Source organism: Allobosea sp. GW823-FHT02B03, from assembly GCF_058797755.1.
This window is the reverse complement of record NZ_JBXAJY010000005.1, coordinates 538,996-560,714: the sequence shown is the minus strand read 5'-3', so window position 1 is coordinate 560,714 and position 21,719 is coordinate 538,996. Positions and strand designations below refer to the sequence as shown.

General features: G+C 67.5%; 22 protein-coding genes. 13 read left to right on the top strand and 9 right to left on the bottom strand.

Annotation, left to right across the window (positions count from 1 at the left end; all coding sequences use genetic code 11):
- Nucleotides 1–9: 9 nt before the first annotated feature.
- A complete protein-coding gene (locus AC1REK_RS19745) occupies nt 10–792 on the top strand; it encodes an enoyl-CoA hydratase/isomerase family protein (RefSeq protein ID WP_492268745.1) in 783 nt (260 codons plus the stop codon).
- Between the two features lie 36 nt (nt 793–828).
- On the opposite strand, the gene AC1REK_RS19740 is transcribed toward AC1REK_RS19745, so the two are convergent.
- The 5 genes from AC1REK_RS19740 to AC1REK_RS19720 form a co-directional block, all read right to left on the bottom strand.
- Nucleotides 829–1,599, bottom strand: coding sequence for an SDR family NAD(P)-dependent oxidoreductase (locus AC1REK_RS19740; RefSeq protein ID WP_492268746.1), 771 nt, complete (start codon nt 1,597–1,599; stop codon nt 829–831).
- Nucleotides 1,600–1,626: 27 nt separating this feature from the next.
- A complete protein-coding gene (locus AC1REK_RS19735; protein WP_492268747.1) occupies nt 1,627–2,133 on the bottom strand; it encodes a TRAP transporter small permease in 507 nt (168 codons plus the stop codon).
- A complete protein-coding gene (locus AC1REK_RS19730; protein WP_492268748.1) occupies nt 2,130–3,428 on the bottom strand; it encodes a TRAP transporter large permease in 1,299 nt (432 codons plus the stop codon). The genes AC1REK_RS19735 and AC1REK_RS19730 overlap by 4 nt, the downstream gene beginning before the upstream one ends.
- 37 nt (nt 3,429–3,465) lie before the next feature.
- Nucleotides 3,466–4,482, bottom strand: coding sequence for a TRAP transporter substrate-binding protein (locus AC1REK_RS19725; protein ID WP_492268749.1), 1,017 nt, complete (start codon nt 4,480–4,482; stop codon nt 3,466–3,468).
- Between the two features lie 147 nt (nt 4,483–4,629).
- Nucleotides 4,630–5,403, bottom strand: a complete 774-nt coding sequence (locus AC1REK_RS19720) for a GntR family transcriptional regulator (RefSeq protein ID WP_492268750.1) — start codon at nt 5,401–5,403, stop codon at nt 4,630–4,632.
- A 126-nt stretch (nt 5,404–5,529) separates the two neighbouring features.
- On the opposite strand from AC1REK_RS19720, the gene AC1REK_RS19715 reads away from it, so the two are divergent.
- The 7 genes from AC1REK_RS19715 (at nt 5,530) to AC1REK_RS19685 (ending at nt 12,085) form a co-directional block, all read left to right on the top strand.
- Nucleotides 5,530–6,201, top strand: coding sequence for a cyclase family protein (locus tag AC1REK_RS19715; protein ID WP_492268751.1), 672 nt, complete (start codon nt 5,530–5,532; stop codon nt 6,199–6,201).
- A gap of 38 nt (nt 6,202–6,239) precedes the next feature.
- A complete protein-coding gene (locus AC1REK_RS19710; RefSeq protein ID WP_492268752.1) occupies nt 6,240–7,637 on the top strand; it encodes an NAD(P)H-dependent oxidoreductase in 1,398 nt (465 codons plus the stop codon).
- Nucleotides 7,638–7,812: 175 nt separating this feature from the next.
- Nucleotides 7,813–8,796 (top strand): amidohydrolase family protein, encoded by a 984-nt coding sequence (locus tag AC1REK_RS19705; protein ID WP_492268753.1) that lies wholly within the window; start codon nt 7,813–7,815, stop codon nt 8,794–8,796.
- A complete protein-coding gene (locus AC1REK_RS19700; protein ID WP_492268754.1) occupies nt 8,793–9,338 on the top strand; it encodes a TRAP transporter small permease in 546 nt (181 codons plus the stop codon). The genes AC1REK_RS19705 and AC1REK_RS19700 overlap by 4 nt, the downstream gene beginning before the upstream one ends.
- On the top strand, nt 9,335–10,618 hold the full coding sequence (locus tag AC1REK_RS19695; RefSeq protein ID WP_492268755.1) for a TRAP transporter large permease subunit: 1,284 nt from the start codon (nt 9,335–9,337) through the stop codon (nt 10,616–10,618). Before AC1REK_RS19700 ends, AC1REK_RS19695 begins: the two co-directional genes overlap by 4 nt.
- A 63-nt stretch (nt 10,619–10,681) precedes the next feature.
- Complete coding sequence (locus AC1REK_RS19690) at nt 10,682–11,677, top strand: TRAP transporter substrate-binding protein (protein WP_492268756.1); 996 nt, start codon at nt 10,682–10,684, stop codon at nt 11,675–11,677.
- A gap of 285 nt (nt 11,678–11,962) precedes the next feature.
- Nucleotides 11,963–12,085: a hypothetical protein gene (locus AC1REK_RS19685; protein ID WP_316018050.1), complete on the top strand. Its 123-nt coding sequence runs from the start codon at nt 11,963–11,965 to the stop codon at nt 12,083–12,085.
- A gap of 29 nt (nt 12,086–12,114) precedes the next feature.
- Here the strand turns inward: AC1REK_RS19685 and AC1REK_RS19680 are convergent, their stop codons facing one another.
- Nucleotides 12,115–12,945, bottom strand: a complete 831-nt coding sequence (locus AC1REK_RS19680) for an endonuclease/exonuclease/phosphatase family protein (RefSeq protein WP_492268757.1) — start codon at nt 12,943–12,945, stop codon at nt 12,115–12,117.
- Nucleotides 12,946–13,082: 137 nt separating this feature from the next.
- Here AC1REK_RS19680 and AC1REK_RS19675 point away from each other — a divergent pair, with 137 nt between their 5' ends.
- The 5 genes from AC1REK_RS19675 (at nt 13,083) to AC1REK_RS19655 (ending at nt 18,259) form a co-directional block, all read left to right on the top strand.
- Nucleotides 13,083–14,663: a phospholipase D family protein gene (locus AC1REK_RS19675; protein ID WP_492273815.1), complete on the top strand. Its 1,581-nt coding sequence runs from the start codon at nt 13,083–13,085 to the stop codon at nt 14,661–14,663.
- Nucleotides 14,664–14,789: 126 nt separating this feature from the next.
- Nucleotides 14,790–15,539, top strand: coding sequence for a response regulator (locus tag AC1REK_RS19670; protein ID WP_492268759.1), 750 nt, complete (start codon nt 14,790–14,792; stop codon nt 15,537–15,539).
- A 50-nt stretch (nt 15,540–15,589) separates the two neighbouring features.
- A complete protein-coding gene (locus AC1REK_RS19665; protein WP_492268760.1) occupies nt 15,590–16,870 on the top strand; it encodes an ATP-binding protein in 1,281 nt (426 codons plus the stop codon).
- 109 nt (nt 16,871–16,979) lie between these two features.
- Nucleotides 16,980–17,492, top strand: coding sequence for a hypothetical protein (locus tag AC1REK_RS19660; protein ID WP_492268761.1), 513 nt, complete (start codon nt 16,980–16,982; stop codon nt 17,490–17,492).
- Between the two features lie 68 nt (nt 17,493–17,560).
- A complete protein-coding gene (locus tag AC1REK_RS19655; RefSeq protein ID WP_492268762.1) occupies nt 17,561–18,259 on the top strand; it encodes an SGNH/GDSL hydrolase family protein in 699 nt (232 codons plus the stop codon).
- A 56-nt stretch (nt 18,260–18,315) separates the two neighbouring features.
- On the opposite strand, the gene AC1REK_RS19650 is transcribed toward AC1REK_RS19655, so the two are convergent.
- Genes AC1REK_RS19650 through AC1REK_RS19640 form a run of 3 tightly spaced genes read right to left on the bottom strand, consistent with a single transcriptional unit; the run spans nt 18,316 to nt 21,718 of the window.
- Nucleotides 18,316–19,485, bottom strand: coding sequence for an alpha-hydroxy acid oxidase (locus AC1REK_RS19650; protein ID WP_492268763.1), 1,170 nt, complete (start codon nt 19,483–19,485; stop codon nt 18,316–18,318).
- Nucleotides 19,482–20,450, bottom strand: a complete 969-nt coding sequence (locus tag AC1REK_RS19645; protein ID WP_492268764.1) for an ornithine cyclodeaminase family protein — start codon at nt 20,448–20,450, stop codon at nt 19,482–19,484. The genes AC1REK_RS19650 and AC1REK_RS19645 overlap by 4 nt, the downstream gene beginning before the upstream one ends.
- Nucleotides 20,450–21,718: an NAD(P)/FAD-dependent oxidoreductase gene (locus AC1REK_RS19640; RefSeq protein WP_492268765.1), complete on the bottom strand. Its 1,269-nt coding sequence runs from the start codon at nt 21,716–21,718 to the stop codon at nt 20,450–20,452. Before AC1REK_RS19640 ends, AC1REK_RS19645 begins: the two co-directional genes overlap by 1 nt.
- Nucleotide 21,719 lies beyond the last annotated feature (1 nt).

Sequence of the window (21,719 nt, the reverse complement as noted above, 5' to 3'; positions counted from 1 at the left end):
GGTTTTCCGATGACTGACGAGATTCTCTACGACGTCGCCGACGGGATCGGCACGATCACGCTGAACCGGCCGCAGGCCCGCAATGCGCTGACCTTCGCCATGTATGAGCGTTTGGCAGAGATCTGCAGCGCCCCCGAGAGCCACGGCGCGCCCAAGGTGATCGTGATGACCGGCGCCGGCGAGAAAGCCTTCGCGGCCGGCACCGACATCGCGCAGTTCCGCGAGTTCAAGACCGCCGAGGATGCGCTCGCCTATGAGAACCGCATCGAGAAGGTGATCACGGCGATCGAGAGCTGCTCGGTGCCGACGATCGCGGCGATCTCCGGCGCGGTCACCGGCGGTGGCGCGGCGATCGCCTGCGCCTGCGACCTCCGGATCGCGACGCAATCGGCCCGCTTCGGCTTCCCGGTAGCGCGCACGCTCGGCAACTGCCTGTCGATGGCGAACTATGCAAGGCTCGCCAGCCTGCTCGGCCCGGCCCGCGTCAAGGACATCATCTTCACCGCCCGGCTGGTCGAGGCCGATGAAGGCCATCGCGTCGGCCTCTACAACGAGCTCGTCGCCGACCACGCGGCGCTGCTGGCGCGCGTGAACGAGCTCGCCGAGACCATCCGCAGCCATGCGCCGCTGACCATGCGCGCCACCAAGGAGGCACTGCGGCGCCTCACCGAGGCGGCCAGCGCCGGTGTCGACGGCGATGACCTCGTCGCGCTCTGCTACACCAGCGCCGACTTCCGCGAGGGCATGGAAGCCTTCCTCGGCAAGCGGACGCCGAACTGGCAGGGCAAGTAGTCCGCCTGAACTATCCGCTGCCCGGTACCCGCGCCGTCAGACGCGGGTGCCGCCATCGGCCATGATCACCGACGCCGTCATGAACGACGCCTCGTCGGAAGCGAGCCAGAGGATCGGCCAGGCGACTTCGCGCGGATCCGCCCAGCGGCGCTGGATGTTGTGGTCGACCTTCTCGGTCCGCAAATCCTGCTCGCTCTTGCCCTGCGGGGCGAAGCGGCGGACATGGAACGGCGTCAGCGTCAGGCCGGGACAGACGGCGTTGACCCGCACGCCGCGATCGGCCTCCTCGAAGGCCAGCGTCTTGGTCATCGAGATGATGCCGGCCTTGGCGACGTCGTACTGGCCCATGCCGCCGCGCGGGTTGAAGGCGTGGGTCGAGGAGATGTTGACGATCGCGCCCTTGCCCGCCTGCCGCAGCGCCGGCAGCGCCTCCCGGGCGAGATAGGCATAGCTCAGCAGGTTCACGGAAAGGATCTTCTGCCAAGTCTCGGCCTTGGCCTCGTCGAGCGGCTCATAGGAGCGGATGCCGGCATTGTTGACGAGGATGTCGAGCCGGCCGAAGGCGGAGAGCGTCTCGGCAACGATCGCCGCCGCCGAAGCCTCCTGCCCGACATCCCTGGCGATCTCCAGGATTTCCGCGCCCGGCACCGCTGCACGGATCCGTGCGCCGACCTCGGCGAGCGCCGAGGCGTCGATGTCGACGAGCGCGACCTTCGCGCCCTCCTCGGCGAAGAGTTCGGCGGTCGCCGCGCCGATGCCGCCGGCACCGCCGGTGAGGATCGCGACCTTGCCTGCAAGACGGGCCATGAGTGCTTGCCTTTCCGGACGGCGCTGTCAGCCGACGAGTGAAGTGGTCGAATGGAGTTCGCCCTGGCCGCGGACGACGCGGTAGAGCCAGACGAGGCTGTAAACGGCCATGAGCGCGCCGCAGCCGGGGATGGCGGCATACCACCAGCCCTTGTCGAGCCGGAGGAACGGCGTCGTCTCGCCGGCCATCTGCATGAACTCGATTCCGTAGAAGACGAGGATCAGCGCAAAGCCGAACATGGCGAGGTTAATCAGGATCTCGAGCATGCGCCGCAGATTGGGCGGCAGCAGGCTCTCGAGCATCACGACACGGTAGAGAACGCCTTCGCGCCAGAGCGCGAGCGAGGTTAGCATCACCATCCAGATGAACAGGAACTCGATGATCTCGTCATAGCCCGCGATCGTGAAGAGCGGCACGATCCGCAGCACGATCGCGGCCCCGAGCAGGACGAAGACGCCCAGCATGCACAGGATCGCGGCGACCTTGCAGGTGACGGCGACGAGCCTGTCGAGAACTTCCAGCGCGGCGATCATCGCGTCACTCCATAGCCCAGCGCATGAGGCAGCCAGAGCGAGAGGCCCGGCACATAGGTGATCAGCATCAGCACGCCGATCAGCGCCAAGACGTAGGGCCAGATCTCGCGCGTGATTTCGCCGATCGAGATCTTGGCGATGCCGGCGACGACGTAGAGGCAGAGCCCGACCGGCGGCGTCACCAATCCGATCATCAGATTGAGCACGAGGATCACGCCGAAATGGACCGGGTCGATGCCGAGCTGGACCGTGATCGGCAGCAGCACCGGGAAGGCGATGATCATCAGCGCGATGCCCTCGATGAACATCCCGAGGACCAGCAGCGCTACATTGATGATCAAAAGGATCATCCAGGGCTCGGAGGAGAGCGTCAGCAGCGCCGTCAGCACGGCATTGGGAATCTGCTGCTGCACCAGAACCCAGCCGAAGGGCGCCGCCAGTGCGATGATGAACATCACCTGAGCGGTCTGGCGCGCGCTTTCCCAGAGCACGGCGATAGTGTCATCCCAGCTCAGCTCCCCGTAGACGAACCGGCCAAGGACGAAGGCATAGGCTGCGGCGACCACGGCCGCCTCGGTCGGCGTCGCGAAGCCGGTCAGAATCACCAGCAGGATCGCCGGCGGCAGGGCGAGCGCGGGCAAGGCGGTGCGGACGATCCGGGCTGCCACCGGCAAGGGCGGCATGCCCTCGCCGCGCGGCAGGTTCATCCATTTCGCGGCGACCGCGATGACCGCCATAAGCGACACGGCCATCAGCAGCCCCGGCACGACGCCGGCCATGAACAGGGCGCCCACGGAAACATTGGCGAGGCTGCCATAGATCACGAAGGGAATGCTCGGCGGAATGATCGGCCCGATCGTCGCCGAAACCGCCGTAATGGTGGCGGCGAACCTGCCGGTATAGCCGGCCTTGGTCATGGCACGGTGCTCGATCACGCCCATGCCCGCGGCATCGGCGATCGCCGAGCCGGACATGCCGGCGAAGATCACGCTGCCGACGACGTTGACATGGGCAAGGCCGCCGCGAATGCGCCCGATGCAGAGCTGCGCGACGCCGAAGATGCGCTCGGTCGTGCCGCCGACATTCATCAGATTGCCGGCGAGGACGAAGAACGGGATCGCCAGCAGCGGGAACGAGGTCGTACCCGCATAGGTGCGCTGGATGAAGATGACGAGCAGCTCCGGGCCGGCCGTCGCAACCATCGTCCCGATCGCGACCAGCCCCAGGGCTACGGCAATCGGGATGCCCAGCATGATGACGACGCACACGCCGAGAAGTACCGCGGTGACCAGCATCGCGCGTCGACCCTTTTCTTTATCTTGTAGGCTGTGGTCAGGCGGTGCGTGCGGCCGCGACGAGCTTGGTCCACTCGTCCCAGGTCTTGTCGCCGAGGGCCTTGCGGAGCTGGTCGTAGGCCGGCCCCATCTTGTCGCGGAAGGGCGCGACATCCGGCCGGGTGATCGCGAGACCAGCCTTCTCCATCGCCGCGAGGTTGCTGTCCTCGTTGTCGCGCACGCCCTTGCGCGCCCCGGCGCCGGCCTTGGTGCCTTCCTCGATGACGATCTTGCGCTGCTCCTCGTTGAGCTTGCTGCTCCAGACTCGCGGATTGGCGCAGAACATGATCGAAGCGTAGATGTGCTTGGTCAGCGCGATGTGCTTCTGCGCCTCGTAGAACTTCGCGGCGAAGGTGGTGCCGACCGGGTTGTCCTGGCCGTCCACGACATTGTTGGCGAGCGCCAGATAGACTTCCTGGAAGGCGATGGTCTGGGTGCTGGCGCCGAGCGCCTCGAAAGCCGCCTTGATCGCGAGCTCGGGCGGGACGCGGATTTTCAGGCCCTGCACGTCGGCCGGCTGGTTGATCGGCCGGCGGCTGTTGGTGACGGCCCGGAAACCCCATTCCAGATTGGAGATCCAGGTGAAGCCGGCGGTCTTCAGCTGCTCGGCGATCCAGTCGCGCGCGGTGACGTCGAGCGTCTTGTGGGCGTGCTCATAGCTGTCGAACTGGTAGGGGATGTTGATGACGCCGATCGTCTTCGACAGCGCCTCGATATTGGCCGGGTTCAGCATCATCATGTCGATGGCGCCAAGCCGCGTCTGCTGCGCCGCCTCGACCGGCGAGCCCAGCGCATTGTTCGGGAAAATCGTGATCTTGACCTGGCCGTTGGTGCGCTCGGCGATGCGCTTCACCATCGCTTCGGCTTCGATATGCACGGGATGGCTCATGTCGGCCGGGTGGGTCAGGCGCAATTCGACGGCTGCTCGGGCCGGCCTAATCGCAGGCAGCGACACCGAGAGCGCCGCGCCGGCCCCCAGCAGCGAGCGACGCGTCCACGTGATCTTCCCGACCATGGCGTTCTTCCTTCCCCGGTGATTGCAGCCGGCCGCCGGCTTTGTCAGCAGCGACCGTACGAGCCGTCTGCGCGGCCTCACCGGAAAAGTTGCATGCAAGAATGCGGGCCGTCAACCGCGTTCGGCGCCCTGCCGAAAGATGCGGCGCTATCGCGAGGTGGCCCCGCCTTGCTTCTTGCCTCGTTCGGCCTCGGGCTGCGCGGCCGCCTGCTTCGCGCGCAGCGAGGCGACCAGCCCCTCGAGGCCGTTGCGGACATGACTGCGCAGCGCCTGGCCGGCGCGGGCGGAATCGCGCGCGGTCAATGCATCGAGGATCTGCTGATGCTCCTCGATCGCGGTCCGCCAGCGTGTCGGCCAGAGATTGGAGGAGAAACGGGCGCGATCGACCCTGAGCGCCAACAGCTCCCAGACCCAGAGCAGGATCGAATTACCCGAAAGTTCGACGATCCGGCGATGGAAAGCCTTGTTGGCTTCGAAGTAGCCGGGTAGCTCGTCGCGGGCATGATGCAGCAGCATGCGGTAGTGCAGCATGCCGATCTCGGCTACGGCCTCATCACTGATGTTCTTCGCCGCCAGTTCGCCGGCGAGGCCCTCGACCACCGTCACGACCTCGATCAGCGCCACGACCTCGTCGAGATCGAGCTCCGAGACCACGGCCGAATGATTGGGCAGAGCGCGCAGCAGGCCGTCCTGGATCAGCGTCTTGATCGCTTCCCGCACAGGGGTGCGCGAGATCGCCAGCTGATCGCAGAGCTCACGCTCGTTCAGCTTGGTCCCCGGCGCCAGCACGCCGGTAACGATCAGATTGCGCAGCCGTGCGACGGTGTTGCCGTGCAGATGGCCCTTGCGCTTGCCCGGCTCGGGCGGCGGCAATTGCGCGAGAAGCGCCGCGAGCGGCGTCGTATCGTCCGAAATGGTCATGGCCGGTTGTACACTCCCGTCACACTTGACGGTCAAATTTTCTTGCATGCAAGATGTCGACCCTCTACCGAGAGCCCGCCCGCAACATTTTTTTGAGGGCGGAGCCAAGCTCTGCTGGATGCTGCCATGAAAATCATCGACCTCAGCATGCCGATCGCGCCGCATTTCCGTTGGCCCGTCGAGCTTTCGATCAAGGGCGACATCGCCGCGGGTGACCAGTTCCGCGTCTCGAAGATCGCCGGCCCCTGCCATGGCTTCTCGCATGTCGACGCCGCCGCGCATTTCGTCGCGGGCGCGCCGACGATCGAGGCGACGCCGCTCTCGGAAGTGGTCGGCGCCTGCCGCGTGCTCGATCTCAGCGCCCGCCCGGCGAATGCGCCGATCGAGCCCGAGCACCTCGCGGCGGCCGATCCCGGCGGCGAGGAGGGCGAAATCCTCCTGCTCGCCGCCCATTGGAGCGACCGGCGCGACTACCAGGACAAGACCTTCTGGACCGAAGCGCCCTGGCTGACGCTCGAATCGGCGCAGTGGCTCGCGGCCCGCAAGCCGACCGCCGTCGCTTTCGACTTCCCGCAGGATTACCCGATCCGCCTCCTGCTCGAAGGCAAGGAGGTGCCGAAGCCGGAGCATGTGACGCATCACGTCCTGCTCTCGCACGGCGTCACGCTGATCGAGTACGTCTGCAACACCAGCCGCCTCAGCGCGCCGCGCAACCTGTTCTCGGCAGCGCCGCTGCTGATTCCGAACGCCGATGGTGCGCCCGCCCGCTTCTACGCCATCGAGGGCCTGCCGGTCTGACACGGCCCGTTTCAATCCCGAACTGAAAGTCCAAGACCTTGAACATCGAGAACTTCTTCGCCTCCCGGCCGGATGTCGCCGGGCGTGTCGTTTCGGCTGCCCTCGTCGGCGCCGGTGAATTCGGCGCCAGCTTCATCGGCCAGGCCCGCCGCACCGCGCATATAGCGCCGCGCGTGGTCTGCGACCTCGATCTCGGCCGCGCCCGCAAGGCCGCGCTCGCGGGCGGCTTCAGCGAGGGCGACCTCGCGGACTGCCGGAGTGCGGCCGAAGCGAAGGCTGCGCTCGAGCGCGGCCTCGTCGCGCTGATCGACAATTCCGACCATCTCGCCAGCCTAGCCGTCGACCTCGTGGTCGAGGCCACCGGCGATCCGGAAGGCGCAGCCAAAGTCGCCCTCGCCGCGATCGAAAACGGCCGCCACTGCGTCATGGTGACCAAGGAGGCCGAGTGCATCATCGGCCCGATCCTGGCACACAAGGCCAAGCAGAATGGCGTCGTCCACACCCCGGTCGACGGCGATCAGCCGAGCCTGCTGATCGGCCTGATCGGCTGGGCGCGCATGCTCGGGCTGCCGATCGTCGCGGCTGGCAAGTCGAGCGAGTCGGATTTCGTCTGGGATCCGGAGACCGGCACGGTCACCGCCTGGGAAACCCCGGCCGACGCCAAGGATTTCGCTGCCGCTTTCGGGCGCCTCGGCAGCAACCCGCTGCCGCTGCTGGCCGAGCGCGCCAAGCTGCCCTTCCCGCGCGCTACCGTGCCCGACCTCTGCGAGATGGGCATCGTCTCGAACCATACCGGTCTGATGCCGGATATCGCCGAGATGCACGCACCGATCGCGCGCACCACCGAGCTGCCGACGCTTTTCCGGCCCGCTTCCGAGGGCGGCCTGCTCTCCGGCTCCGGCAAGGTCGACATGTTCAACTGCCTGCGCCGGCCGGACGAATTGTCCTTCGCCGGCGGGGTCTTCGTCATCGCCGAGGCGCCTGATCTTACGACCGGAGCGCTGTTCGCCGGGAAGGGCATCCCCTGCTCGCCCGATGGCCGCTATGTGCTGGTGCACAATCCTGTCCATCTGCTCGGTGCCGAAGCGCCGATGTCGGCCCTCTCGGCCGCGCTGCTCGGCCAGTCGACCGGCGGTGCCGAGGTGCTGCCGCGCGTCGACCTCGTGGCCCGCGCCAGCCGCGACCTCGTCCCCGGCGAGACGCTGACCATGGGCTATCGCCATGTCATCGGCGGGCTCGAGCCGCTGCTGCAGCCGGCCCGTCCGCTCGGCGCCGACGAGCCCGTGCCGTACTACCTGACCGCTGGCCGGCCTGTCGTGCGGCCGGTGGCACGAGGCGCGATCCTGACCTGCGCCGACATCGCGCTGGATGAGTCGACGACGCTGGTGCAGCTGCGCCGCGAGCAGGACGCCCTGTTCAACACCGGCAAGGTTTGACACATTGTTAAGGCTATGCTGTATGCAGCATACAGCATAGCCTGCCAAACGATCGCTCAAGCGACGAGACCATCGAGGAAACATCGGGGAGACCGCGATATGTGCCCAGTCCCGGCCTCCGACCGGCCCGGCTCGTCGCCCGGCCGCGCCCGAACAGCCGCCGGAAACTGAGCAGATGCCCGTCGCCTCCCCCGCACAACGCGCCCGCTTCCTCGACACCGGGGATGATGCGGTCCTGCCGATCATTGATCCGCATCACCATTTCTTCGATCTCGGCCGGAACCATCATCCCTGGCTGAGCGACCACATCCTGACGAATTTCCGCTACGGCGATTACACGGCGATCCGGCGCGACTTCCTGCCGGCCGACTATCGGCGCGTGGCCGCCGGCCATCTTGTCGTCGGCAGCGTGCTGATGGAGGGCGAGTGGGATCCGCGCGACCCCGTCGGCGAGATGCGTTGGACGACAGAGGTCGCAGCCGAGCATGGCGCACCCGACGCTGCGATCGGCCAGATCTGGCTCGACCGCGAGGACGCGACCTCGGTCGCTGCCGCCTATCGCGACATGCCGATCGTACGCAGCGTCCGCCACAAGCCGGCGGCGGTGAGCCGCGAGGCGCATCAGGCGGGCTTCAATGCCCCGGGCTCGATGCGCGATCCGAAATGGCGCGAGGGCTATGCCAAGCTCGCCCCGGCCGGCCTGCATTTCGACCTGCAGACGCCGTGGTGGCATCTCGACGAGGCGGCGGAGCTCGCGCGCGATTTCCCGGACACCACGATCATCCTCAACCATTCCGGCCTGCCCTCGGACCGCAGCGCCGAAGCGCTCGCGGCTTGGCAATCCGCGCTGGAGCGCCTGGCGAAGCAGCCCAATGTCGTCGCCAAGATCTCCGGCATCGGCGTGCCCGGCCGCGAATGGACGCTCGAACTGCAGGCGCCGGTGATCGCGGGCATGATCTCGGCCTTCGGCGTCGAACGCTGCGCCTTCGCCAGCAACTTCCCGGTGGACGGCCTCTGCGCCGATTTCGGCACGATCTTCGACGTCTTCAAGGCGGCGACCACGGACCTGTCGCCTGCTGAACGGCTGGCGCTGTTCCACGACAATGCCGCCCGCTGGTACGGGCTGGCGCCCGCGGCGGCAGCCGGAGCGAAGTCATGAAATTACGTGCCGCGCTGCTCCGGATCACCGAGGACCTGCTGATCGCGGGCTTCGTCGTGATGATCGCGATGGTCTTCGGCAATGTCGTGCTGCGCTACGGCTTCAACTCCGGCATCATCATGTCGGAGGAGGTCTCCCGGATGGTCTTCGTCTGGCTGACTTTCGGCGGCGCCTTCCTCGTCGCCAAGGACGGCCAGCATCTCGGCATGACCACCGTCGTCACCATGCTGGGCCGCAATGGCCGCTGGTGGTGCCGGCTCGCGGTCGAGGCGCTCTCGCTGCTGTGCATGGCGCTGCTGATCATCGGCTGCTGGCAGCAGGCGGTGATCAATCTCGACAATCATGCGCCGGTCACCGGCGTGCCCGTGGCCGTGACCTATTTCGCCGGGCTGGCCGGCGGCATCGGCATCGCGGCGCTCAACCTGATCGCGCTGGCGCGCCTGCTGACCGGCCGCATGCCGGATTCCGAGCTGATCTTCGGGGCTGAATCGGAAGAGCTGACCGCCTTCGAGGCGCATCAGGCCGAGGAGAAGCGGCGGTGACGGTCTTCGTTTTCCTCGGTTCGCTGCTCGGCGCCATGGCGCTGGGCATGCCGATCGCCCTCGCCCTGCTGGTCTGCGGTGTCGCGCTGATGCTGCAGCTCGACACCTTCGACGCCCAGATCCTGGCGCAGAACCTGGTCGGCGGCGCCGATTCCTTCCCGCTGATGGCGGTGCCCTTCTTCATGCTCGCAGGCGAGTTGATGAATGCCGGCGGCCTGTCAAAACGCATCATCGCGCTCGCGGTGACGCTGGTCGGCCACGTCCGGGGCGGGCTCGGCTATGTCGCGGTCATCGCTGCGCTGGTGATGGCGAGCATTTCCGGCTCGGCCGTCGCCGACACCGCCGCGCTGGCCGCCATCCTGCTGCCGATGATGCGGCAGGCCGGCTACAACCTGCCGCGCGCGGCCGGGCTGATCTCGGCCGGCGGCATCATCGCGCCGGTGATCCCGCCGTCGATCGGCTTCGTCGTCTTCGGCGTCGCGGCCGGGGTCTCGATCACGCGCCTGTTCATCGCCGGCATCGTGCCCGGCCTGCTGATGGCGCTGGCGCTGTTCATCACCTGGTACGTCGTGGCCCGCGACGAACCGGCGGCGCGCGTGCAACGCGCCAGCAGCCGCGAGGTCGGCAAGGCGCTGCTCGACGGACTCTGGGCCCTCGGCCTGCCCTTCCTCATCATCGGCGGCATGAAGGCCGGCGCCTTCACGCCGACGGAGGCCGCCGTGGTCGCGGCCGTCTATGCCGGCTTTGTCGGCGCCTTCATCTACCGCGAGCTCAAGATCGCACATCTGCGTCCGGCGCTGCTTTCCGCACTGAAGACCTCGGCGGCGGTGATGTTCCTGGTCGCGGCCGCGATGGTCTCGGCCTGGCTCATCACCATTGCCGACATCCCCGGCCAGGTCGCCGGCATCCTCGGCCCGCTGATCGAGTCGAAACTGCTGCTCATGATGGCGATGATGCTGCTCGTCATCGTCGTCGGCACAGCGCTCGATTTCATCCCGACCGTGCTGATCCTGACGCCCGTGCTGATGCCGATCGTCAAGCAGGCCGGCATCGACCCGGTCTATTTCGGCGTGATGTTCATCATGAACAACGCCATCGGCCTGCTGACGCCGCCGGTCGGCGTCGTGCTGAACGTGGTCTGCGCCGTCGGGCGCATCCCGATGGACAAGGTAATCCGCGGCGTGATGCCGTTCCTGCTCTCGCAATGCGCGGTGCTGCTGCTGCTGATCCTCGTGCCGGAGATCGTCACCGTGCCGGCCCGATGGTTCTACGGGCGCTAACGCGCCTGCCACACCCGACGACAGAACAAGACGACGACAAAACCACACAAGGAGGACGCCATCATGAGCATCACCCGCAGGACCGCCCTCACCGGTGCCGGCGCAGGCCTCGCCCTGTTCGCCATCGGCCGCCCGGCGCTGGCGCAGACAACGAAGCTGCGCTTCGCCCACCCACACCCCGAAGCGGATAGCTGGCACAAGGCCGCGCTGCTCTTCGCCGAGCAGGTCAAGGCCAAGAGCCAGGGCCGCTACGAAGTCCAGGTCTTCGCCAATGGCGCGCTCGGCTCCGACGCGCAGACGATCAGTGCGGTGCGCGGCGGCTCGCTCGACATCTGCCTGACCGGCAATCCGTTTTTCACCGGGCTCGCGCCGAAGCTCAACGTGCTCGACCTGCCCTTCCTGATCCAGAGCCGCAAGCATGCGGCGATCGTCATGGACGGCCCGATCGGCGACGGCCTGCGCAAGGAGCTCGAGGGCTCGAACCTCAAGGCACTCGCCACCTGGGAGATCGGCTGGCGCAACCTGACCAACAACCGTCGCCCGGTCGCAACCGCCGCCGACATCAAGGGCCTGAAGATCCGCACCACGCCGAATCCGGCCCATATCAAGGCCTTCCAGCTGCTCGGCGCGGTGCCGACCCCGATGGCCTTCACCGAGCTGTTCACGGCACTGGAGACCGGCGCGGTCGACGGCCAGGAAAACCCGGTGACGCTGATCCTCAACGCCAAGTTCAACGAGGTGCAGAAGCATCTCTCGCTGACGCGGCACGCCTTCACCACCGGCCCGGTGGTGATGAACAAGACCAAGTTCGACGCGATGCCGGCCGACATCCAGGCGATGCTGCCGACGATCGCAGTCGAGATCGCCGGCATCCAGCGCCAGATGAACGAGGATACCGAGGGATCGAGCCTCGCCGCCCTCAAGAAGGCCGGCATGCAGGCCGTCGAGACCCCCGATCGCGATTCCTTCGCCAAGATCGTGACCGCCGAGGTCGAGAAGGATTTCGTCAGCAAGTTCGGCAGCGAGACTCTGGACGCGATCAAGAAGGCCGCCGTCTGAGGCGAGACTGCTGGCCTCACCGCCAAATGCCGCGCCCCTTTGCGGGGGCGCGGTCAGCATTCTCTTTCGGAGCCCTACGCTCCGGAAGAACGTTTTCTCGGCTTCGCGTCGATCTTTGAAATGCGGTTCCATTGACCCGCAGGGGTCTGACCGCGGATGATCAGGGCAACGCCTCGGAGCTGAGCCGGGCGTTCGCGGGGATTTGTCGGAGCAGCTTGCGCCGCGTCAACAACGCTAAAAGCACCACGATGCTATCGTGGGCTCGTCGCCGTTTGGAGACCCGCGATGTACGTCATCCTGCACCTGACCAAGCAGAGCCTGCTGCGCCTGTCGGCCTTCCTGCGCTGGACACGCGATGAGCATGCCGCGGACAGGCCGAGCCCGCGCCGCGGACAGAACTCACGCTGATCTGGACCGTGACACCGCGGCCCCTGCTCTCAATGCGGCGAGCGATCTTCCGACAGCAGATGCACCGAGGCCTTGATCGGCAGGTGATCCGAGGCGACACGCGCCAACGGTGAATCGTGCAGCTCGACGCTGGCGATCAGGTCGGCGGGATAGGCGACGATCCGGTCCAGCGCCAACAATGGGAAACGCGCCGGAAAGCTCGGGATCGCCGCCTGGAGCGGACCGAATTTCGGGGCGAGCCCCTGCAGCGCCGAGCGGCGTCCGACGCGCCATTCGTTGAAATCACCCATCAGGAAGACAGGGCGACCATCGGTCGGCTTGGCGGCGGCGATCAGCGTCTCGATCTGGCGCGAACGCGAATGGCGCAGCAGGCCGAGATGCGCGCCGATGATGCGGACATCGCCTCCCGGCAGCGTCAGATCGACGATCAGGGCGCCGCGCGGCTCCACGCCGGGCAGCACGATCTCGCGCGTCGCGGTGACGATGCCGGGGCGGAACAGCACGACATTGCCGTGCCAGCCATGGCCGCGGCCCTGCACCGGCGCCGCGATCAGGCCGGTACGCCGCTTCAGCGCCTCGAGGTCGAGCAGCCCGGCGCGTTCGCCGAAGCGCTGGTCGGCCTCCTGCAGCGCAATGATGTCGGCGCCGATCTCGTCGATCACGTCGACGATGCGCTCGGGGTCGAAGCGCCGGTCGCGGCCGACAGCCTTATGGATGTTGTAGGAGGCGACCAGAAGATCCGTGCTGCGCGGCGGCTTGCCGACATGGGCCTTCCCCGCTCGATCCCGGCTCCAGGTCGATATCCGGACGGGGCGCAGCCGGCGAATCCGGGCCAGGCCGCGATGCTCCGTATCCTGCATGACTTCATCGATCTCCATAGCCGGTCGCAAGCAACTGCCGTGCCGCAATCGCAGCAGGGCGGCAGGAGATCAATGCGTCAAACATGGCGAGGTTCTGTCGTTCGCGAAAGAATGAACGACATCGGCGATAGCCCGTTATGATGGAAGAGGTAAAGCGGCAGGAGGAAATGCACATTTTCGAGATCGTGCTGTTCGGCGTGACGCTGTTCGTCCTCTCGTCGCTGGCCGCCATCTATTCCTATGGCCGCTTCAGCCGCCGGGCACGCGGCGCACCGACCATGGCGCTGCCCGTTTCCGATGAGGAAACCGCTCTCGACCGTGCTGTCGCACCGCTGCTGCGCGACCATCCGAACCAGAGCGGCCTGCTGCTGGTCGCAGACAATCTCCAGGCCTTCGCCGTGCGCGCCTTCGCCGCGCGCAATGCCGGACGCAGCCTCGATCTGCAGTACTACTACTGGCTCGACGACCTGACCGGCGGGCTGCTCGCCCGCGAGGTGATCGCCGCCGCCGACCGCGGCGTGCGCGTGCGCCTGCTAATCGACGACATCAACACCCGCGGCGACGATGCAAGCTATCTCGGGCTCGACCGCCACCCGAACATCGAGGTCCGCCTGTTCAACCCGAGCCGCAACCGTTCCAGCTCCCTGCGGCGCGGGATCGAGCTGGCGCTGCGCGCTTTCAAGGCGACAAGGCGGATGCACAACAAGGCCTGGATTGCCGATGGCCGGATCGCCATCATCGGCGGGCGCAATATCGGCGATGCCTATTTCGACGCCTCCCGCACCGCCAATTTCCACGACCTCGACGTTCTGCTGGTCGGCGACGCCGTGCCGCAGGCCGAGCGCATCTTCGACGATTTCTGGAACAGTCCGGCGGTGATCCCGCTCTGCTCGCTCAGTCGCTCGAAGCTGCGCCGCAAGCTCGCGAGCCAGACAAGGCGGCCGTCGCGTCGCCTGCTCAACGCTGCGCCCTTCCTGACCAATCTCGCCGAGCGCAAGGAGGCCAACGTGCTGCCCGAGGCCGGCCGCTCCCTGCTCTGGAGCGCCGAGGTCGAGGTCGTCTCCGACCCGCCGGCGAAAGCCTGGGATCCGCGCGGCACCGGCTGGCTGGCAGGGCGTCTGCTGCGCGCGCTCTCCGCCGCGCGCAACGAGCTCAACATCACCTCGCCCTATTTCATTCCCGGCAGGAAGGGCGCCTCGGCCTTCGCCGCCCTCGCCCGGCGAGGCGTGAAGATCTCGGTGCTGACCAACTCTCTCGCCGCGACCGACGTGGTCGCCGTCCACGGCGCCTATGCGAGATACCGCAAGCCCCTGCTCGAAAGCGGCGTCGCCCTTTACGAACTCCGGCCGGAAATCATTCGCGAGGGGCCCTCGCTGTTCGGTTCGCGCGGCGCGAGCCTGCACACCAAGGCGTTCACGGTCGATGACGGGGTCGGCTTCGTCGGCTCGTTCAATTTCGATCCGCGCTCGGCCTCGCTCAACACCGAGATGGGGGTGATATTCAACGACGCTCGGCTGGTCGAGCAGATGCGCGCGATCTTCGTCTCGCAGACCTCCCCGAACTGCAGCTATCAGGTCGCGATCGAAGGCAGCAGCCTCGTCTGGAACGATGCCGCGGTGGCGCAGCCGCGCAAGCTGCGCTCGGAGCCGGGGGCAGGCCTCGGCCGACGCCTCGCGGCAAGCGTCATCGGACTGCTGCCGATCGAGTCGCAGCTCTGAGCAGCCATCCGGCCAGCGGCGACGTTTCGGCCGGAAACAAACTGCAACGACCCGGCAACATTCGCCGGGCACGTCAGAAACAATAGGTGCCTATCCACCGGGCTGCAGAGGACAAGCCGCTCCGATATGGTTGCGGCGCGTGAGGCATTGGTAATCGACGTGAACACATCGGCGAATATTCTGGTCGTCGAGGACGACCGCGAAATCAGCGCGCTCGTCGCGCGCTACTTGTCCCAGAATGGCATGCGCAGCGTAGCCGTGCATGACGGCCGCGAGATGGACCGGGCTCTTCGGGAGGGGCGATTCGACCTGATCGTGCTCGACCTCAATCTGCCTGGCGAGGACGGGCTGTCGATCTGCCGTCGCCTTCGGCAGAGCACAGCGATCCCGATCATCATGCTGACCGCCCGCAGCGAGGACGTCGACAGGATCATCGGCCTGGAAATGGGCGCCGACGACTATCTCGGGAAGCCCTTCAATCCGCGCGAGCTGCTGGCCCGAATCCGCGCCGTGATGCGCCGGCAGCAAGGCGCGCAACCTGAGCAGGACGCCCCTCCGGGCGCGTTCGCGTTCAACGGCTGGACCCTGGACGCGGGCAAGCGCGAGCTGAGCAATCCCGACGATATCCGCGTCGCCGTGACCGGGGCGGAGTTCGATCTGCTGCGGGCCTTCTGCGAGCGGCCGGGGCGCGTGCTCTCGCGCGACATCCTGCTCGACCTGACGCAGGGGCGCTCGGCCGCGCCCTTCGAGCGCAGCATCGACATCCTGATCAGCCGCCTGCGCCAGAAGATCGAACGCGATCCGCGCGAGCCGGAGATGATCAAGACCATCCGCTCGGGCGGCTATCTCTTCACTCCGGCCGTCGAACGGCGATGAGGCGGTGGTTTCGCCTGCCGGCCCGCATCGGGACCCAGGTCGCTCTGCTGGTGGCCGGCGTCATCGCCCTGCTCTACCTGATCCTCGCCATCGCGCTGTACCTGCAAGCCCCACGCAACTGGCCGGGCCCGCCGGCCTTCGAAACCATCGCGACCATCAGCAAACTCGTGGCGCAGACGCCGGCTGGGCAACGCCAGGCCTTGATCGCGACCGCGAATGGCGCGGATCAGCGCTTTGCCTTCACGCTCACCGAGAGCTTCTCCGGGCGCTCGCCGGGTGCTGCTCCGGATCCTGACAGAGGCGGAATTGCCCGACGCCTGGGCGACGGCTTTCGGGTAACGCCCCTATCGGAGCCGGATGGGCGCGGGCCCCCGAGGCAGTTCGCGATCGGGTTTCCGGACGGAGCTGGCCTCGAGGTCACGATCGCCGCCGGCGTCATGGAACCACCGCCACGCCCGCTTTCGGTTCTGGTGCTCGCCACCATCGCCCTTGTCGGCCTCAATGTCGGCGCCCTCACCCTTTGGGCTTCGCGCGGCATCACGGCGCCGCTGGCGCGCTTCGCCTCGGCCGCGGAAGAATTCTCGATCGATCGCGACCCGTCGCCGCTGCGGGAGGAAGGCCCCGCCGAGGTCCGGACCGCCTCACGCGCCCTGAACAGGCTGAGGGATCGGATCCACGCGCTGTTCGCGGACCGCACGCGCATGCTGGCGGCGATCAGCCACGATCTGCGAACCCCGATCACGCGCATGCGGCTGCGGGTCGAGTTCATCGAGGACGGCGTGCTGCGCGGCCAGTTCACCCGCGATCTCGCGCACATGGACACGATGGTCCAGGGCGCGCTTTCCTATCTCCGCGACGCCAACCGCCGCGAGAAGCGCGCCGCCTTCGACCTGTCGAGCCTGCTCCAGACCATATCCGACGAGTTCAGCGATATCGGACACGAGATCCACTATGACGGCCCACGCTGGATCGTCGTGACCGGCGATGCACAGCAGCTCGAGCGCGCCGTCACGAACCTTGTCGAAAACGCCGTGCGTTATGGAACGCAAACCATCATCCGGTTGGGCGAAGAGGCTGAAAGCCTGCTGATCGAGGTCGCGGACGACGGCCCCGGCATCCCGGAAAATGATCGTCAGCGCCTGCTAGAGCCCTTCATGCGCGGCGACGAAGCGCGCGGCCGGATCGACTCCGAGGGATTCGGCCTCGGTCTTGCGATCGCCCATTCCATCGCTGCCGCCCATGGCGGGAACCTGACGCTGCACGACAACCTGCCGCGGGGCCTCATCGCCCGGATCAGGCTGCTGCGGCATGCCCCTCCCTCGCAGCCATGAGCACCGGAGCACCTACAACTTTCAACACGCGCGAAACACTCGGCAACATTCGCGCCGGCATTTCGCCCGACCGCCTCGCGACTGTCCCAGCGAACCGAATGGGACAGTCATGTTCGCAATTGCCCAGAACCGCCGCCGGCTAACCGCCCTGGCCTCGCCTTTCATCGCGGCCGCATTGCTCGGCGCGCCCAATGTCCAGGCACCCACCGCACCGGACCGGCATCCGATCGCGGCACAGCACAGCGCGACGGGCAAGATCATCGACCGACTGCCGGGCAATGCTTCGGCACCGCCGAAATTCGAGACGCACCTCGCCCGAGCAGATTGGGCACTGGCGGCGATGCCCCACACCAACGTTGCTTTCGCCGCGGAGCCGATGCGGGGCACTTCCGTCGCGGTGGCAACAACCGTCAGCAAGCCAGTCGCCGTCGTGACCGCTTCGCCGACGCGGCCGCACAAGGCATCCCCGGTCGTCGCGACGCTGCCACCGCGGCGCCCGGTCTCGTTCAATGCACCACAAGGCCCAGTCCAGATTGCTGCTCCACAGCAGAAGCGCCCTTCCGTCACGTCGCGGATGTTCGCCTTCGTCGGCTCGCTCGCAGGGTTGGCCAATCTGCTATGAGCCTGCCTGCCGCAACTGCTCGCCGGCCCGCATTGTCGCACGACACGCTGAAGCGGGTCGGAGTGACGATGCTCGTGACCTCCCTCATGCTGCTCGCAGCCACGATCGGCTGGGCGGGCCACGGCTGGCTCGCCAACAGCGAGGCGCGCCGACCTTTCGACGGTTTTCGGCAGCTTCGCCTTGAGACCATACGGACCCAGCTCGATCAGGTCAGGGGCCCTTACATCGTGGTCATGGGCGATTCCCATGCCGAGCGGCTGTTCCTGACCAGCTTCTGCGGCCTGCCAGTCGTCAATGCCGGCCTGTCGGGAGCACTCGTCGGCGACGTTCTCGATCTAGCCCGCAGGATAACTCCGCCCCACAAGGCCGAAGCGGTCCTGCTTTCGATCGGCACAAACGACATCTGGGTGAAGCGTGAACCAGAGACCGCGAAGGGCGAGAACAGTTTCAAGGCCGGCCTCGGAGGCCTCAGGCAACGCCTCAGCACCTCATGGAGCGACCGCCGCGCCGTGATCGCCATCCCGCCGGTCGCCGACAAGGAGGCCGTCCTGTTTCCGCGGTCGGCGGCGACCCGCTACTCGTCTCTGCTCGCCGGTTCATGCGAGCCGCAGCGCTGCGTCTATGCAGATCTCTTTGCCGGAGCGGACCGCGCTCCGGAGCCTCGCGCCGCCTTCAGCGACGGCGTCCATCTGCGCGACTATGCCAGTTTCGTGCGGGACGGCGAGCCGGAACTCTGCCGGAAGCTCGGCCTTCCCGCCGCAAAGTGAGCCGCCGCCGGTCGGTTCAGGCCGAAGCGCCGGTTCAGGCCTCTGCTCGCGCCGCCCTACCTGCGGTTCGACGGGGCAAGACAGCCCGGCAGGTCGGCGAGCGTTCTCGCGCCCAGCATGCCCATGGTGATTGAGAGCTCGTTGCGCAGCAGGTCGAGCACCCGGCTCGCCCCGGCCTCGCCTGCGACCGCCACGCCATAGAGCGTCGCCCGTCCGATCAGCACGCCCGACGCGCCGAGCGCCAGGAAACGGGCGATGTCGGCGCCACGCCGGACGCCGCTATCAGCGAGGATGGAAAGGCGGTCGCTGACCGCATCGACGATGGCGGGCAGCACCTCGACCGGCCCCGGCGCGCAATCGAGGTTGCGGGCACCATGGTTCGAGACGACGATTGCGTCGGCGCCGTACTCGGCGGCCTTGCGGGCATCGTCGACGCGCAGCACGCCCTTGAGCACGAGCTTGCCCTGCCAGCGCTTCCGCAGCAGCGCGACATCCTCCCAGGTCACGTCGGTCGCCAGGCTCATCTCGTCGGAGAGCGAGACGCGGCCGAGCTGGGTGCGGAACTCGTCCGGGTAGTGCGCATAGGTCGGCACGCCGGAGGCGATGACCGAGCGCAGCAGCACGTCGAAGGTCCAGCGCGGATGCAGCGCGAGATCGATCCCGGCGCGCAACGAGGGCTTGAGCGGGATGCCGAAGCCGTTGCGCAGATTGTATTCGCGGTTGGGGCCGACCGCGGTGTCGACCGTCAGCACCAGCGTCCGCGCGCCCGCCGCCCAGGCCCGGTCGAGCAGGGCAAGCGTCCGCTCGCGATTCTTCCAGACATAGAGCTGGAACCAGAGTTCGGCCCCGGATTCGGCCGCGATCCGCTCGATCGAGGTGATCGACTGGGTCGAGACGCAGAACGGGATGCCCGCCGCGGCGGCAGCCCGCGCCAGGGCGATCTCGCCGTCGCGCCAGACCAGGCCGGCGACGGCCGTCGGCGCGATCACCAGCGGGGACGGCTGCTGGCGGCCGAGCACCTCGGCTTCCGGCGTGCGCTGCGAGACATCGACGAGCACGGAGGGCGCGAGCTTCACCGCATCGAGGTCGCGCCGGTTGCCGTCGATCGAGATTTCGTCCTCGGCGCCACGGTCGACATATTCGAACAGTCCGCGCGGCAGGCGCCGGCGGGCAGCGCGCCGCGCATCCTCGACATTGAGGATGGCGTTCAGGCCGGTCAGGATCATCGTTCCAATCTCGTTCCAGCGCCGGCCGCGCGCGCCTTGCGGACGACCAGTCCGGCCAGAGCGAGATCGGCCAGCGCGAAGCCGCGGAAGCAGAACATCCGGCGCCCCTGCCCGGCCGGTCCGACGCCGCGCGCCGCGATCTGGATCAGGTCGTCCTGGAAGCGGACGGTCTCGACCGGCTGAGAATTGACGTCATAGGGCGCGGTCGACTGCGCCAGGCTGTCGGTCGCGAGGAAGTCGAAGGCCGGCAGCGCCTCGGGGAGCCAGCTGCGGCCGATGTCGACCGCCGAGGCGAAGGACGAGGCCCGCATCCGGCCGGCGTCGAGGAAGGGCTTCAGCCCGGGCGCGCCCGGCACCATCGAGATGACGATGTCGGAACGGCCGAGCAGTTCGTCCGCATCGGCGAGGATCTCGGTCTTGAGTCCATGCGCTGAAGCGGCCTCTGCAAGGCGCTCGGCAGAGGCCCGGCTGCGGCTCAGCGCCAGCACCGTCTTCAGGCCGGGATAGAGATCGAGGAAGGCGGCGAGATGGGCGTGGGCCTGCAGGCCGCAGCCGACGAAGCCGATCGTGAGCGGCTCAGCCGGAGCAAGATAGGAGGCGGCGGCGGCCGACATTGCGGCGGTACGGATCAGGGTGATCTCGTCGCCATCCAGCACAGCAAGGGGCAGGCCGGTCGCATAGTCGTTGACGCAGATCAGGGCGCTGATGCCGGGCGCCGTGCTGCCCGGCGCGACCGGCGCCATCGACACCCATTTCACCGTGGCGATCGCCTCCGGCTCGGAGGCGGCGGACATCGCCTGGAAGCCGTGGCCCGGGCCGAGATCGAGCGACTTCTTCGGCAAGCTTCGGTTCAGCCCGGCAGCATGGTCGCGGAAAGCCTGGAGCACGGATTCGCGGACCTCGCCGGGCGAGATGCCGAGCCCGCGAACCTCGCGCCGAGAAAGATAGAGCAGATCGTCGCTCATCAACGAAACCTTCCTGCCGAGAATGGCGCCGGATCGAAGGGCGGCGCGCGGCCGTCGAGCAGCGCCGCAACCAGGCGGGCCGAAGTCGGCGCCTGGATCAATCCCGTATGGGCATGTCCGAAGCAATGGAAGATATCGGGGCTGCCAGAGGAGGCGCCAATGCAGGGCAGACCGTCCGGCGTCGAGGGACGGTGGCCCATCCAGCGGTCGAGCCTGGCCTCGTCGATCTTCAGCTGCGGGAACATTTTGCGGGCGAAACCGAGCAGGATCTCGGTGCGGCGCCAGTCCGGCGCGGCCGAGACCGAGGCGAGCTCGACCTGTCCGGCGAGCCTTAGCCCCTGACGGGTCGCGACCACCGCCATCAGGCCGTCGGACGGCATCAGGCCGCAAGGGATGTCGAAGCCCGGCTCTTGCAGCACGACATGGTAGCCGCGTTCGGAGATCAGCTTGACGCGGTCGCCTGCCTGACGGGCCAGCTCGCGGGAGCCGATGCCGGCGGCGATCACCGCCTTGTCGCAGGAGATCGGCCCGGCCTGCGACCGCACCGCGCTGAGCTGCCCCGCCGCGAATTCGAAGCCCGTGGCGCGCGCGACGATGCGTTTGCCACCCCGACGCAGGAGAAGTTGCTCCAGCGCGCGGCAATAGGCGCCGGGGTCGACGACGTAGGCGCCGCCATCGAGCCGGGCACCGAAACGATAGCGCGGCGCCAGCTCCGGCTGGATCCGGCGCAGCTCCTCTTCCCCGACCTCGCTGAAGGGAACGCCCAATGCGCGGCGCATCCGCCAGACGCGTTCCTCGGCGAGGAATTCCGAGCGGTCGAGATAGACGTACATGACGCCTTCCCGCCGGATCAGCTCGGGAACGCCGGCCTCCTCGGCGAGCGCAAGATGCTCGTCGACGGCAGTCCTGCACAGCTCGAAACGGGTGCGCGCGCAGGCCTCGACCAGATCCCAGTTGCGGCCAGCCAGCACGAAATCGAGCAGCCAGCCGGCGAGACCGGGCAGATCACGCCAGCGAATGACAAAGGGGCCAGTCGGATCGAGCAGGAAACCCGGCACCTTGCGCCAAAGGCCGGGCAGCGAGATCGGCATGATCGCGCCGGGGTTGAGCCAGCAGCCATTGCCATAGGAGGCCGCCTGCCGGCCGCCCGGCTCCTCGGGCTCGATCAGGGTCACCTGATGGCCGGAGCGCTGGATTTCCAGCGCAGCGGCGAGGCCGACGATGCCGCCCCCGATGACGGCGACATGCGAGCCGGAAGAAGCCGTCATC

What these genes read in the sequence shown, in the direction of transcription:
- AC1REK_RS19715 (WP_492268751.1), top strand. Translation starts at nt 5,530, where the DNA reads ATGAAAATCATCGACCTCAGCATGCCGATCGCGCCGCATTTCCGTTGG.
- AC1REK_RS19655 (WP_492268762.1), top strand. Translation starts at nt 17,561, where the DNA reads ATGCTCGTGACCTCCCTCATGCTGCTCGCAGCCACGATCGGCTGGGCG.
- AC1REK_RS19705 (WP_492268753.1), top strand. Translation starts at nt 7,813, where the DNA reads ATGCCCGTCGCCTCCCCCGCACAACGCGCCCGCTTCCTCGACACCGGG.
- AC1REK_RS19670 (WP_492268759.1), top strand. Translation starts at nt 14,790, where the DNA reads ATGGTTGCGGCGCGTGAGGCATTGGTAATCGACGTGAACACATCGGCG.
- AC1REK_RS19680 (WP_492268757.1), bottom strand. Translation starts at nt 12,945, where the DNA reads ATGCAGGATACGGAGCATCGCGGCCTGGCCCGGATTCGCCGGCTGCGC.
- AC1REK_RS19645 (WP_492268764.1), bottom strand. Translation starts at nt 20,450, where the DNA reads ATGAGCGACGATCTGCTCTATCTTTCTCGGCGCGAGGTTCGCGGGCTC.
- AC1REK_RS19675 (WP_492273815.1), top strand. Translation starts at nt 13,083, where the DNA reads ATGATGGAAGAGGTAAAGCGGCAGGAGGAAATGCACATTTTCGAGATC.
- AC1REK_RS19690 (WP_492268756.1), top strand. Translation starts at nt 10,682, where the DNA reads ATGAGCATCACCCGCAGGACCGCCCTCACCGGTGCCGGCGCAGGCCTC.
- AC1REK_RS19730 (WP_492268748.1), bottom strand. Translation starts at nt 3,428, where the DNA reads ATGCTGGTCACCGCGGTACTTCTCGGCGTGTGCGTCGTCATCATGCTG.
- AC1REK_RS19660 (WP_492268761.1), top strand. Translation starts at nt 16,980, where the DNA reads ATGTTCGCAATTGCCCAGAACCGCCGCCGGCTAACCGCCCTGGCCTCG.
- AC1REK_RS19740 (WP_492268746.1), bottom strand. Translation starts at nt 1,599, where the DNA reads ATGGCCCGTCTTGCAGGCAAGGTCGCGATCCTCACCGGCGGTGCCGGC.
- AC1REK_RS19725 (WP_492268749.1), bottom strand. Translation starts at nt 4,482, where the DNA reads ATGGTCGGGAAGATCACGTGGACGCGTCGCTCGCTGCTGGGGGCCGGC.
- AC1REK_RS19700 (WP_492268754.1), top strand. Translation starts at nt 8,793, where the DNA reads ATGAAATTACGTGCCGCGCTGCTCCGGATCACCGAGGACCTGCTGATC.
- AC1REK_RS19745 (WP_492268745.1), top strand. Translation starts at nt 10, where the DNA reads ATGACTGACGAGATTCTCTACGACGTCGCCGACGGGATCGGCACGATC.
- AC1REK_RS19650 (WP_492268763.1), bottom strand. Translation starts at nt 19,485, where the DNA reads ATGATCCTGACCGGCCTGAACGCCATCCTCAATGTCGAGGATGCGCGG.
- AC1REK_RS19720 (WP_492268750.1), bottom strand. Translation starts at nt 5,403, where the DNA reads ATGACCATTTCGGACGATACGACGCCGCTCGCGGCGCTTCTCGCGCAA.
- AC1REK_RS19685 (WP_316018050.1), top strand. Translation starts at nt 11,963, where the DNA reads ATGTACGTCATCCTGCACCTGACCAAGCAGAGCCTGCTGCGCCTGTCG.
- AC1REK_RS19735 (WP_492268747.1), bottom strand. Translation starts at nt 2,133, where the DNA reads ATGATCGCCGCGCTGGAAGTTCTCGACAGGCTCGTCGCCGTCACCTGC.
- AC1REK_RS19640 (WP_492268765.1), bottom strand. Translation starts at nt 21,718, where the DNA reads ATGACGGCTTCTTCCGGCTCGCATGTCGCCGTCATCGGGGGCGGCATC.